The 12,043-nt window shown below is 56.3% G+C and carries 12 protein-coding genes and 1 other annotated feature; of the genes, 3 read left to right on the top strand and 9 right to left on the bottom strand.

Annotated elements, in window-relative coordinates; all coding sequences use genetic code 11:
- Positions 1 to 132: 132 nt before the first annotated feature.
- Positions 133 to 1,809, top strand: coding sequence for a YbaL family putative K(+) efflux transporter (ybaL, locus tag HV340_RS05200; protein ID WP_047744113.1), 1,677 nt, complete (start codon positions 133 to 135; stop codon positions 1,807 to 1,809).
- Positions 1,810 to 1,898: 89 nt separating this feature from the next.
- Here the strand turns inward: ybaL and HV340_RS05195 are convergent, their stop codons facing one another.
- The 9 genes from HV340_RS05195 to HV340_RS05155 all read right to left on the bottom strand — a co-directional run bounded on the left by HV340_RS05195 (position 1,899) and on the right by HV340_RS05155 (position 11,267).
- On the bottom strand, positions 1,899 to 3,203 hold the full coding sequence (locus HV340_RS05195; protein ID WP_020885178.1) for an inosine/guanosine kinase: 1,305 nt from the start codon (positions 3,201 to 3,203) through the stop codon (positions 1,899 to 1,901).
- Positions 3,204 to 3,266: 63 nt separating this feature from the next.
- The gene (gene hemH / locus HV340_RS05190) at positions 3,267 to 4,229 is read right to left on the bottom strand and encodes a ferrochelatase (RefSeq protein WP_014168915.1); all 963 of its coding nucleotides are present in this window, start codon (positions 4,227 to 4,229) and stop codon (positions 3,267 to 3,269) included.
- A 125-nt stretch (positions 4,230 to 4,354) separates the two neighbouring features.
- Entirely contained in the window at positions 4,355 to 4,999 is a 645-nt protein-coding gene (gene adk, locus HV340_RS05185; protein WP_006809841.1) for an adenylate kinase, read from the bottom strand.
- A 192-nt stretch (positions 5,000 to 5,191) separates the two neighbouring features.
- A complete protein-coding gene (gene htpG, locus HV340_RS05180) occupies positions 5,192 to 7,066 on the bottom strand; it encodes a molecular chaperone HtpG (RefSeq protein WP_014168914.1) in 1,875 nt (624 codons plus the stop codon).
- Between the two features lie 110 nt (positions 7,067 to 7,176).
- Entirely contained in the window at positions 7,177 to 7,782 is a 606-nt protein-coding gene (recR, locus tag HV340_RS05175) for a recombination mediator RecR (RefSeq protein ID WP_006809843.1), read from the bottom strand.
- Entirely contained in the window at positions 7,782 to 8,114 is a 333-nt protein-coding gene (locus HV340_RS05170; protein WP_010428194.1) for a YbaB/EbfC family nucleoid-associated protein, read from the bottom strand. The genes recR and HV340_RS05170 overlap by 1 nt, the downstream gene beginning before the upstream one ends.
- Positions 8,115 to 8,168: 54 nt before the next feature.
- A complete protein-coding gene (gene dnaX, locus HV340_RS05165; RefSeq protein WP_025204840.1) occupies positions 8,169 to 10,097 on the bottom strand; it encodes a DNA polymerase III subunit gamma/tau in 1,929 nt (642 codons plus the stop codon).
- Positions 8,775 to 8,839, bottom strand: a sequence feature (DnaX frameshifting element). (Overlaps the previous gene by 65 nt.)
- Before the next feature lie 88 nt (positions 10,098 to 10,185).
- The gene (gene apt, locus HV340_RS05160; RefSeq protein WP_181216348.1) at positions 10,186 to 10,737 is read right to left on the bottom strand and encodes an adenine phosphoribosyltransferase; all 552 of its coding nucleotides are present in this window, start codon (positions 10,735 to 10,737) and stop codon (positions 10,186 to 10,188) included.
- Between the two features lie 152 nt (positions 10,738 to 10,889).
- The gene (locus HV340_RS05155; protein ID WP_020885182.1) at positions 10,890 to 11,267 is read right to left on the bottom strand and encodes a DUF454 family protein; all 378 of its coding nucleotides are present in this window, start codon (positions 11,265 to 11,267) and stop codon (positions 10,890 to 10,892) included.
- Positions 11,268 to 11,317: 50 nt separating this feature from the next.
- Between HV340_RS05155 and priC the strand changes: the two genes are divergently transcribed.
- Both priC and rsmS read left to right on the top strand, forming a co-directional pair.
- Positions 11,318 to 11,845 carry a primosomal replication protein N'' gene (gene priC, locus HV340_RS05150; RefSeq protein WP_181216347.1) on the top strand — a complete coding sequence of 176 codons (528 nt, stop codon included), beginning with the start codon at positions 11,318 to 11,320 and terminating at the stop codon, positions 11,843 to 11,845.
- Between the two features lie 12 nt (positions 11,846 to 11,857).
- On the top strand, positions 11,858 to 12,043 hold the full coding sequence (gene rsmS / locus HV340_RS05145; protein WP_014168908.1) for a pleiotropic regulatory protein RsmS: 186 nt from the start codon (positions 11,858 to 11,860) through the stop codon (positions 12,041 to 12,043).

Raw genomic sequence — 12,043 nt, 5'->3', positions numbered from 1 at the left:
TTTACACGCATATTGCTGTTTTATTCAATCTTCAACAATTATTCATAAACATAACGGCAAAAATTGTCATAAACTATTACTCGGTTTTTGGTTTTTTAACCAAATGGAACACCCACAACGAAAGGAGACGGAATGCATCACGCCACACCGCTTATCACCACCATTGTTGGTGGACTTGTGCTCGCTTTTATCCTCGGCATGATTGCCAATAAACTGCGTATTTCGCCTCTGGTGGGCTATTTGTTAGCGGGTGTGCTGGCGGGTCCCTTTACGCCAGGTTTCGTGGCGGATACCAAACTGGCGCCCGAACTGGCGGAATTAGGCGTGATTCTGCTGATGTTTGGCGTAGGTCTGCATTTCTCACTCAAGGATCTGATGGCGGTAAAGTCGATCGCCATACCGGGAGCGATCGCACAGATAGCCGTAGCGACGCTGCTGGGAATGGCGCTTTCGACAGTGCTTGGCTGGTCGCTGATGACCGGTATCGTTTTTGGGCTGTGTCTTTCAACCGCCAGTACCGTCGTACTGCTGCGCGCGCTTGAGGAGAGGCAGCTTATCGACAGCCAGCGCGGACAAATCGCGATAGGCTGGCTGATTGTGGAAGACCTGGTGATGGTGCTGACGCTGGTGTTGCTGCCTGCCGTCGCCGGTATGATGGAAAAAGAGAGCGTCGGCTTTGCGACGCTGGCGCTGGACATGAGCATCACCATCGGGAAAGTGGTGGCGTTTATCACCATTATGATGCTGGTGGGCCGCCGTCTGGTGCCGTGGATCCTGTCCCGCAGCGCGGCCACCGGCTCCCGTGAGTTGTTTACCCTGTCTGTCCTTGCCCTGGCGCTGGGGATTGCCTTTGGGGCCGTTGAACTGTTCGACGTCTCCTTTGCACTGGGCGCGTTCTTCGCCGGGATGGTGCTGAACGAATCCGAGCTGAGCCACCGTGCGGCGCACGATACGCTGCCGCTGCGCGACGCCTTCGCCGTCCTGTTCTTTGTCTCTGTCGGGATGCTGTTTGATCCGATGGTTCTGGTTCAGCAGCCGCTGGCCGTGTTGGGCACCCTGGCGATTATTATCTTTGGTAAGTCGGTTGCCGCCTTCTTCCTGGTACGGATGTTTGGCCACTCGCCGCGTACCGCTCTGACCATCGCCGCCAGCCTGGCGCAGATTGGTGAGTTCGCCTTTATTCTGGCAGGCCTGGGTATGGCGCTGAATCTGCTGCCGCAGGCCGGGCAAAACCTGGTCCTCGCCGGAGCGATCCTCTCCATCATGCTGAACCCGGTCCTGTTTGCGTTGCTGGAAAAATACCTCGATAAAACCGAAACGCTGGAAGAGCAGACGCTGGAAGAAGCTATCGAAGAAGAGAAGCAGATCCCGGTGGATATTTGCAATCATGCCCTGCTGGTCGGCTTTGGCCGCGTAGGAAGCCTGCTCGGTGAGAAGCTGATGGCGCAGGGGATCCCGCTGGTGGTGATTGAAACATCACGTACCCGCGTCGACGAGCTGCGCGAGCGCGGCGTTCGCGCGGTGTTGGGCAATGCGGCAAACGAAGAGATCATGAATCTCGCGCATCTGGACTGCGCGCGCTGGTTGCTGCTGACCATTCCAAACGGCTATGAAGCGGGTGAAATTGTAGCGTCCGCACGTGAGAAGTGCCCGAATATTGAGATCATTGCCCGCGCCCATTATGACGATGAGGTGGAGTACATTACCGAACGTGGTGCGGATCAGGTGGTGATGGGTGAACGCGAAATTGCAAAAGCGATGCTGACGCTGTTAACGAAACCGCCGGTTGACGAGGTGGTGACGGGGTAAGCGTGCCTCCTGCAGCCCCTGACTGACCCCCTCCCACCGGGAGGGGGTACAAACACGAATACGGCAACCGCAAGGTTGCCGTTTTGCCTTTATCGGTCCCAGTAAGCTTCTTCGAGGCTATCCTCCCTCTCCGGCAGACCGCGGGTTAAGCGCGGCGAGTGCTGGTTCAGCACCTGATAACTCACGCGGTTCGCGTACTTACACACCTGCGCCAGCGACGAATAGGTGAGCCAGTTGAATTTGTGCTTGCTGGAATTCGGGACGTTGGTTTTATGGTAGGCATTCGCAGTGATGTCATGCAGCAGCGCCGCCAGTGCGCCATCTCCCGCGCCATTGGTGTTCATGATCTTTTCTGGCCCGCCCATATACGGCGCGATGTGGGAGTAAATACGCAGCGGGTTTTCGCAATCTTTATGGCGAATCGCGCGGCTGAACTCGTACTGGTTAAACTCGGCAATGGCGCCTGGCAGCAGTGGATGCTGCGTTTTGCGTTTGCTCTCTTCTTCCGTGAAGCCTGCCATATACAGCCCTACCGGTCCGGCAGTGCAGAGCACCAGATCGACCCAGTCGAGCGCTTTATCGGAGGCCAGCAGCGGATCGCTCTCGCCGGTCAACGCTTCAGCCTCTTCTTCGTTCATCGCCAGAATCGAGACGTGTTCCTTCAGGAAGGCCTGCCACCACTCGGGGTTGTCGGCTATCACGAATTTGGTACCCAGCGTCAGAACGACCGGCACATTGTATTTCTTCGCGTACTCAATCGCTTTCATGGTGGCTTCCGGCATCGGCTCGCCGGGTTTACAGCGCACCAGATACGACGTCAGCACCAGTGCAGACGCGCCCGCTATCACCGCTTCCGGAATGCTCTCTGCACGCAGCTTATTCATATGGCCGGGGCTGATGGCAAAGGTACGTTCGCCGGAATCGCTGATCAGCGTGAAGCAGCGGCCAATCGGCCCGTCAACGCCCTGAAGGTAGTTCAGATCGGTGCGGCTGGAAGTATTGCACAGGTAACGGTAGGCGTAGCCACCAATTTCGATGTTGCTGCACATGACGCCCAATAACACAGAGCGGTCGTCGGCAAGCACCGAGTAGTTGTGCATGGTGTTGCCGATAGTGCCACCGGCAAACTGATGGGTGATCAGGTTTTCACGCGTCAGCTCCTGATACAGGGCTTCGGCAACATCGTCCTCAATCACCAGCGAGTGACCGGCGCTCAGACCGTAACGAGCGACAAACGCATCATCCACTTTAGCTTCAATGTCCACCAGCGTCTGATCGATACCGACGACCCATGCGGCGCTGGTTTCATTTTCCGGCTGGATTTGCTGCAGGAGCGGATCGCGGGCATCAACGGGAAAGTAGTGTTTAGATTTGCGTTTACCGGGAAATTTCATGGGTCTGAACTGTGCAAGGATTATGGGCCGGGAATGGTAGCACAAACCCGGCCCATAGTGCGATCAGCGGCTGTTTGTTACCAGCGACACCATCATCTCGATATGCTCAGGCGAGTCGTTAAGGGCCGGAATGTATTCGTATTTCGTTCCGCCCGCCTCGAGGAAGAACTCTCTGTTCTGCACGGCAATCTCTTCCAGCGTTTCCAGACAGTCGGCGGAGAAACCGGGTGACATCACCTGAATATGTTTCACGCCCTTCTCACCGAGCATTTTGAGGGTTTCGTCGGTATAAGGCGTTAACCATGGCTCGCGGCCAAAACGCGACTGGAAGGTCATCATCACTTTCTCTGGCGGCAGGTCGAGGGCTGAGACCAGCTCACGGGTAGTATCGCGGCAGCGCTGCGGGTAATCATCCCCTTCATTGGCGAAGCGCTGCGGGATCCCGTGATAGGAGAGCAACAGCAGATCCGGCTCGCCATGTTTTTCAAACGACGCGCGCGCGCTACTGGCAAGCGCTTTAATATAGCGTTCGTTATCGGCGTAATCGCGAATAAAGGTCACGCCAGGAATACGGCGGCGGGTCGCCAGAATACGAGCCAGCTCATCCCAGACGGCGGCAACCGTCGAGCAGGAGTACTGCGGATAAAGGGCGAGTACCACAATGTGGTCGACGCCCTGCGCCAGCAGCGAGTCGACCGCGCTTTCCAGTGACGGTTTACCGTAGCTCATACCCAGCGCGACGGGCATATCCGGCAGGCGGGCGGCCAGCGCTTTTTCCTGCCGACGGCTATACACCATCAGCGGTGAGCCCTCTTCCATCCAGACGGACTGATAAAGCTTTGCTACACGTGGGGCACGAATCGGCAGAATGACGCCACGCAGCAGCGGCCACCACAACAGTCTTGGGGTATCCACGACGCGCGTGTCGCTTAAAAATTGTCGCAGGTAGCGTTTTACCGCTTCTGATGTCGGTGCATCTGGTGTACCCAGATTGGCAAGCAGGATGCCGGTTTTCGCCTGACTCATTCACGCCTCTTAACCATTTGAATGGTTTTCAATTGTAGCGGAAAAGCGTTTAAACGAAACCCATTGCTGCAATAGGTAAGATGAGAATTTTTCTCACCCGGAGAGCCCGGGTGAGAGAGGTGCAATTAGCCGAGGATTTTTTCCAGCTCTGCACGAACGTCAGCAACGGCTTTGGTGCCATCAACTTTCGCGTATTTGGTGTTACCCGCCTGCGCTTCTTTGGTGTAATAACCGATCAGCGGAGCGGTCATCTGATGGTATTCCACCAGACGTTTACGCACGGTCTCTTCCTGATCGTCTTTACGGGTGGTCAGCTCTTCACCGGTAACGTCATCTTTACCTTCAACCTTAGGCGGGTTGAATTTGATGTGGTAAACGCGGCCAGAGGCAGCGTGTACGCGACGACCAACAATACGGTCAACGATCAGCTCGTCCGGCACGTCGAACTCGAGCACGTAGTCCACGTTGATGCCCGCTTCTTTCATGGCATCAGCCTGAGGAATGGTGCGTGGGAAGCCGTCCAGCAGGAAACCGTTACGGCAGTCTTCCTGAGCAATGCGCTCTTTGACCAGAGCGATAACCAGCTCGTCGGTCACCAGCTTGCCTGCGTCCATGATGTCTTTCGCTTGTTTACCTAGCTCGGAGCCAGATTTAACAGCGGCGCGCAGCATATCACCGGTGGAGATTTGCGGAATACCGTATTTCTCCATGATGAACTGAGCCTGAGTTCCTTTACCCGCGCCCGGAGCGCCAAGCAGAATAATACGCATTGCGAAAATCCCCTCAAAAGTCGATTCAATTTTTCAAAAGCGCTAAACAATACCACCAGAACGGATATGGCTCAAGGAAGGCAGGCGGGCTGAAACGGTTAATGAAGGGAGATTAACGGGAAGGAGCGGTCTGGTGCCCTCCCCCGGTCCTCTCCCACAGGAGAGGGAGAAGACCAAGGGGAGGCGGGTCAATTACGCCAGCAGCAGCGCATTCACACGTTTAATGAACAGGTTAGGATCTTCCAGCGTGCCGCGCTCGGCCAGCAGAGACTGATCCAGCAGAAGCTCAACCCACTCGGCAAAGCGTGCTTCGTCCTGCGTATCCGCCGCGCGTTTCACCAGCGGATGATCCGGGTTCAGCTCGAAGATATATTTCACTTCTGGCATCGCCTGGCCCGCCGCAGCGAACAGTTTCGCCATCTGGGTGCTCATTTCATCCGCATCCGTGGTGACAATGGCCGGGGTATCGGTCAGACGGTGAGTGAAACGCACCTCTTTCACGCGATCGCCCAGCAGCGTTTTCACGCGCTCAACGAAAGGCTCCAGCGCCTTCTCCGCTTCTTTCGCGCTTTCGTCCACTTCATCGGCCAGCTTATCGATCGACTCATCGGCTTTGGCAACGGACTGGAACGCCTTACCGTCGAACTCGGTCAGGTAGTTCATCATCCACTCGTCGATGCGGTCAGACAGCAGCAGTACTTCGATGCCTTTCTTACGCAGCAGCTCGAGGTGTGGGCTGCTCTTCGCCGCGGCGTAGCTGTCGGCGGTGATGTAGTAGATCTTCTCCTGCCCTTCTTTCATGCGGGAGACGTACTCTTCCAGCGACACGGTCTGCGCAGAGGAGTCGGTGTGAGTGGAAGCGAAACGCAGCAGTTTAGCAATGGCTTCTACGTTGGATGTATCTTCCGCAGGGCCCTCTTTCAGCACCAGACCGAACTGTTTCCAGAAGGTCTGGTATTTTTCAGCGTCGTCTTTCGCCAGTTTTTCCAGCATCTGCAGCGCACGTTTGGTCAGTGCATTACGCAGGTTGCGGGTGACGGTGCTGTCCTGCAGAATTTCACGGGAGACGTTCAGCGGCAGATCGTTGGAGTCAATCAGGCCACGCACAAAGCGCAGGTAGTTCGGCATGAACTGCTCGGCGTCATCCATGATAAACACGCGCTGGACGTACAGCTTCAGACCGTGCTTGTGATCGCGGTTCCACATATCCCATGGCGCCTGAGACGGGATATACAGCAGGCTGGTGTACTCCTGCTTACCTTCCACACGGTTGTGGCTCCAGGTGAGCGGATCGGTAAAGTCGTGGGCGATGTGTTTGTAGAATTCGTTGTATTCGTCGTCTTTAATTTCAGATTTATTGCGCGTCCACAGCGCCTGCGCCTTGTTGATTTTCTCCCAGGACACCACGGTTTCACCGTCTTTCTCTTCCTGTTTTTCAATCTCAACCGGCAGGGCAATATGGTCGGAGTATTTGCTGATGATGGAGCGCACGCGCCAGTCATTCAGGAAATCGTCTTCGCCTTCACGCAGGTGAAGGGTGATTTCGGTACCGCGGTCCGCTTTGGTGATGTCATCAACGGTGTATTCGCCTTCGCCTTTAGATTCCCAGAAGACGCCGTGATCCGCACTGTCGCCTGCTGCGCGGGTACGTACGGTGACTTTGTCCGCAACGATGAACGCCGAGTAGAAGCCCACACCGAACTGGCCGATCAGCTGGCTGTCTTTCGCCTGATCGGAGCCCATTGATTCGAGGAACGCTTTGGTACCGGATTTAGCAATGGTCCCGAGATGGTCGATGACCTCGTCGCGGTTCATACCAATACCGTTATCGGCGATAGTCAGGGTACGGTTCTCTTTATCGAAAGAGACGCGCACGCGCAGCTCTCCGTCGCCTTCGTACAGATCCGGGTTAGACAGGGCGCGGAAGCGCAGCTTGTCCGCCGCATCGGAGGCGTTGGAAATCAGCTCACGCAGGAAGATTTCTTTGTTGGAATACAGGGAATGGATCATCAGGTGCAGAAGCTGTTTTACTTCTGACTGGAAACCACGGGTTTCTTGTCCTTTCATCTATGTCGACCTCAACAATGCCATTTAATGGGGTTTTAAAACGTTGAGGGAGAGATGGGGATATGAGGGGAGAATTTCAAGCGGAGGCCGCGATTGCAGCCTCCGTTTGGTCAGAAAATAATCTTGTGACGTCCAGCCAGAGAGTGGGACAGCGTGGTGCCGTCCACCATCTCCAGCTCACCGCCCACTGGCACACCGTGAGCGATGCGGCTGGCGTCAACGCCATACTGTGCGCACAATTCGGCGATGTAGTTGGCCGTAGCTTCCCCTTCCACCGTTGGGTTGGTGGCGAGGATCACCTCTTTGATCGTTTCGGACTCAAGACGCTGTTCAAGGCGATCGAGACCGATATCGTCCGGGCCAATACCGTCCAGCGGGGAGAGATGCCCCATCAGCACAAAATAGCGGCCAGAAAACTGCCCGGTCTGTTCGATGGCATAGATGTCCGCCGGACTCTCCACCACGCAAATCTGACCGTTTTCCTGACGACGCGGATTAGTGCAGATGTTACACACGTCCTGCTCGGTAAAGGTACGGCAATCCGCACAGTGACCAATTTCTGACATGGCACGGGTCAAAGCCTGCGCCAGGCGCATCCCGCCGCTGCGGTCGCGCTGCAATAGCGTAAACGCCATGCGCTGCGCCGACTTCGGGCCGACACCCGGCAGACAGCGCAGTGCTTCCATTAACTGCGTGAGCAGCGGACTGGTTTGCATCAGAATGGCATCTTGAAGCCAGGCGGCAGTTGCATACCGCTGGAAACAGAGGCCATTTTCTCTTTCTGAGTTTCATCGATACGGCGCGCAGCATCGTTAAACGCGGCTGCAACCAGATCTTCCAGCATGTCTTTGTCGTCTTCGAGCAGGCTTGGGTCGATTTCAACGCGACGGCAGTTATGCGCACCGTTGATGGTCACCTTGACCAGACCGGCACCGGATTCACCCGTGACTTCCAGCTGAGCGATCTCTTCCTGCATCTTCTGCATTTTTTCCTGCATCTGCTGAGCCTGCTTCATCAGGCCACCCAGACCGCCTTTTCCACCAAACATAGGCTTCTCTCTTCTTTCACGTTTAAGGATTACAACCGTAAGTCAGACTCACGATCAAATGGGGCGAATACTCTCTTCATCCAGATCGGCGTCGAAGAACCGGCGCAGAGTCTGGATATTGTTATCCGCGATAATCGACTCGCGCGCCTGCGCGAGCTTCTCTTCATAAATCGCCTGACGCCATTCCAGTGGCGTTCGCACCGCCGGATTATCATCTTCAATGATAGTCAATTCAACCGGTGCACCGTGTAATGCGGTGAGCGCCTCGGCCAGCGCTTTTTGCGCGCCAGGGGAATTCAGGTGCCGCTGACCCGTTCGCAGGTGTAAACGTACCTGATGACCGTCCTGCTCTTTCCAGGCATTCAGCGCGACCTGCTCAACCAGCTTCGGCAACTGCAGTTTACTGACCTCTGCGGCCCACGCGTCACGCTCAATAGACTCTTCGGCAAGTTTCGCGGAAAGCTCAGGTGTTTTTTCATGCTCCAGCGCCTTTTTTAGCGCTTTCGGTGTGGCAACTTCTTCTTTCACCTCTTCAACGAGGGTTGTTGCCTTCCAGCGGTAAGCCTCTTCTTTCACCGGGGCTTTTTGCTCGAGCGCGGACGGTGCAGGGCGCGACTGAACGCGCTCCGTAACCGAAGCCAGTCGTTCAAGCGCGGCGTTGTTCACCGGCCGCGCTCTTCCTGGCGCTGCCGGTTCACTCTTTTTTGGTTTGGTTGCTCCCTGAGCACGTTGCAACTGGCTTCGTGCGGCAAGCACCGAACTGGTGGCCTCCGGCAGCGGTACGTTCTGCTGCGGGGGAGCCGTCGGCTGCGGTGGCACCTGCTGAGGCGACATCACCGCAGTGGGGGCGACCGGAGCAAAAGACTGTCGGGGCACTTCCGGCTCCGGCAGAGGCATGCGCGGATGGAACGCCAGCGCACGCAGCAGGGTCATTTCAACGCCCATCCGGGGATCCGGCGCAAACGGCAGCTCTTTGCGGCCAATCAGCAGCGTCTGGTAATAAAGCTGCACGTCAGCCGGTGGGACGGTGCGCGCAAGTTCACGCATCCGGTGTTCAATAACCGCCATATCGGCACCGATGGCTGACGGAGAAAGCTGCAGCATCGCCACGCGGTGCAGCAGACTCAGCATCTCAACCAGCAGCGCTTCCCATTCAATGCCCCGGGCAGCCGCGGCGTTCACCAGCGACATGACGCGTTCACCGTTGGCGGCAATCATCGCTTCGATGAGAGAGAGCGCCTGATCGTCATCCAGCGTGCCGAGCATGGTGCTGACCGCGTCGGTCGAGAGTTTACCGTCACCGCTGGCAATCGCCTGGTCGGTGAGACTTAAGGCATCACGAAGGCTGCCGTCTGCCGCGCGGGCCAGCAGCTGCAGGGCGCGCGGTTCGTGGACAATCTTCTCTTCATCAAGAATATGTTCAAGCTGAGCGCGGATCTGCTCGACGTCCAGCGCCTTCAGATGGAACTGCAGGCAACGCGACAAAATAGTGACCGGCAGCTTTTGCGGATCGGTGGTCGCCAGCAGGAATTTCACATGCGCGGGCGGCTCTTCCAGCGTTTTCAGCAGGGCGTTGAAACTGTGGCGTGACAGCATGTGCACTTCATCGATCAGGTAGACCTTGAAGCGGCCACGCGCCGGCGCGTACTGCACGTTGTCGAGCAGATCGCGGGTATCTTCCACTTTCGTGCGCGAGGCGGCGTCGATCTCAATCAGATCGACAAAGCGCCCCTGCTCAATTTCACGGCAGTTGTCACACACGCCGCACGGCGTGGCGGTGATCCCGGTTTCGCAGTTCAGACCTTTTGCCAGCAAACGGGCAATAGAGGTCTTACCGACGCCGCGAGTGCCGGAGAAAAGATAAGCGTGATGGATGCGACCTAGCGACAAGCCGTTCGCCAGGGCCGTCAGCACATGCTCCTGACCGACAACGTCAGCAAAGGTTTGTGGTCGCCATTTACGGGCTAACACCTGATAACTCATGGGCAGGCTCTGCAACGCTGGAAGGTGAATTTATGGAGGGGAATGCTATCACAACCTCACCCATTGAGCGAGGTTGTGAAAACCGGGATTAATGACCCGAGAAAGGCACCAGGCTGTAGCTGGTAATGCCCTGTTTTTCCAGGCGCAGTTCGCCACCCAGATCGAACAGGTTAATGATGAATGCCGCGTCGGTCACTTCACCACCCAGACGACGGATCAGCTTCACGGTCGCTTCAATCGTGCCGCCGGTCGCCAGCAGATCGTCAACCACCAGCACTTTATCGCCAGGCTTGATCGCATCAACGTGGATTTCCAGCTGATCGGTACCGTACTCCAGTTCGTAGCTCTCTGCGATGGTTTCACGCGGCAGTTTGCGCGGTTTACGCACCGGCACAAAGCCAACACCCATTGCCAGCGCGACCGGCGCGCCAAACAGGAATCCACGGGCTTCGGTACCCACTACTTTGGTGATCCCGGCGTTTTTATAACGCTCGACCAGCAGTTCAATGCTGAGCGCGTACGCTTTCGGGTCTTCCAGCAAGCTGGTGACATCACGGAAAAGAATGCCAGGCTTTGGATAGTCCTGGATACTTTTGATGCTGTTTTTCAGATATTCAAGCTGCTGTGCAGTTGCGGTCATCGGTTTTGTGCCTAAATGAAACAGTGTTACTCACAGCGCGCAACGAGTCGGCCAGGGTAACAATTGTTTAACCTTTGACCAGGCGCAGCTGTGCTCGAAAACGGTCGAATTTACTGGCTGCGCGCAATAATTGCAACAGCCATTATAAGGCTTCAGTGCTTTTGTTGCTTTTCATCAACCACGGGGATCCGCCACATAAAGAAAAGCAGACAGGCGAGGATCGTCAGCAACAGAATGCGCACCCACATCATTTTCACCAGCCATAATGAAATGGCAAAGGTAATCAGGATCACCGCGATCGCACGCGGCTTCGCACCGGGCGGCATTGCCCGATGTTTTTGCCAGTGGCGCAAATAGCCGCCAAACCAGGAGCGGTACAGCAGCCAGTGGTGAAAGCGCGGCGATGAACGGGCGAAGCACCAGGCTGCCAGCAGGATAAAAGGCGTGGTGGGCAATAAGGGCAAAACCACGCCCAGCGTGCCTAACACTACCGCGAGCCAGCCAATGATGATTAAAATAGTACGCTGCATAATGCGAATCGTTATCAAACTGAACGGCTACTTTACCACTGGAGAGCGTATTGAAAACAGCCCTGCTTCTGGAGACGCTGCAAAATCAGCTGTCCACCCTGCGCGCGCAGGCTACGCCGTTAATGGGGCATGCTACGCTGAAGCCGCGCTTTGACCGGCAGCTTTTTCGTACCCGCAGCACGCGCATCCAGGATTATGTTGATGAGGCGCAGATGAATCTTGATGAGTTGCGCCACGCGGTTGAGAACAATCAACAGCAACAGGTCGCCTGGCTTGCGGAACATCTCACCGAGCAGATCACCGCCCTGCACCGAGAAATGACCGCCTGGCCGCTACGCGTCTGGGACAGCGCGTCGCCGGGTCTCGGTAAATGGCAGCGCAAGCGGCTGGAGAACCAGGAGTTTGCGCGCCGTCTGTTTGAGATGAAGCGGGAGCGGGAAACGCGCCTGAACGCAAGCGAGACGCTGGAAGAGCAGCAGTTATTAATGCGAGAGGTTAGCGCCATCGAGGGCCGCATCGTTCGTTGCCGTCAGGCGCTGGATGAAATCGAACGCGTCATTGAACGTCTGACCCGTTAACAGGAGCCGTAAATGTCACTGGAAAATGCACCCGATGAGGTCAAGCTGGCCGTCGATTTGATTATGCTGCTGGAGAATCATGATATCCCTGCCCAGACGGTGCTGAAAGCCCTTGAGATAGTGAAGACGGATTTTGAAGGCAAGGTGAAGGCCAGTCGCCTTCACCCTGACCCTCTCCCACCGGGAGAGGGAACCTGA

The sequence above is a fragment of the Enterobacter sp. RHBSTW-00975 genome, assembly GCF_013615235.1.
Classification (GTDB): domain Bacteria; phylum Pseudomonadota; class Gammaproteobacteria; order Enterobacterales; family Enterobacteriaceae; genus Enterobacter; species Enterobacter ludwigii.
Note: the sequence above shows the minus strand (reverse complement) of the source record. Positions and strands in the feature narration are given on the sequence as shown.

What these genes read in the sequence shown, in the direction of transcription:
- ybaL (WP_047744113.1), top strand. Translation starts at nt 133, where the DNA reads ATGCATCACGCCACACCGCTTATCACCACCATTGTTGGTGGACTTGTG.
- HV340_RS05195 (WP_020885178.1), bottom strand. Translation starts at nt 3,203, where the DNA reads ATGAAATTTCCCGGTAAACGCAAATCTAAACACTACTTTCCCGTTGAT.
- hemH (WP_014168915.1), bottom strand. Translation starts at nt 4,229, where the DNA reads ATGAGTCAGGCGAAAACCGGCATCCTGCTTGCCAATCTGGGTACACCA.
- adk (WP_006809841.1), bottom strand. Translation starts at nt 4,999, where the DNA reads ATGCGTATTATTCTGCTTGGCGCTCCGGGCGCGGGTAAAGGAACTCAG.
- htpG (WP_014168914.1), bottom strand. Translation starts at nt 7,066, where the DNA reads ATGAAAGGACAAGAAACCCGTGGTTTCCAGTCAGAAGTAAAACAGCTT.
- recR (WP_006809843.1), bottom strand. Translation starts at nt 7,782, where the DNA reads ATGCAAACCAGTCCGCTGCTCACGCAGTTAATGGAAGCACTGCGCTGT.
- HV340_RS05170 (WP_010428194.1), bottom strand. Translation starts at nt 8,114, where the DNA reads ATGTTTGGTGGAAAAGGCGGTCTGGGTGGCCTGATGAAGCAGGCTCAG.
- dnaX (WP_025204840.1), bottom strand. Translation starts at nt 10,097, where the DNA reads ATGAGTTATCAGGTGTTAGCCCGTAAATGGCGACCACAAACCTTTGCT.
- apt (WP_181216348.1), bottom strand. Translation starts at nt 10,737, where the DNA reads ATGACCGCAACTGCACAGCAGCTTGAATATCTGAAAAACAGCATCAAA.
- HV340_RS05155 (WP_020885182.1), bottom strand. Translation starts at nt 11,267, where the DNA reads ATGCAGCGTACTATTTTAATCATCATTGGCTGGCTCGCGGTAGTGTTA.
- rsmS (WP_014168908.1), top strand. Translation starts at nt 11,858, where the DNA reads ATGTCACTGGAAAATGCACCCGATGAGGTCAAGCTGGCCGTCGATTTG.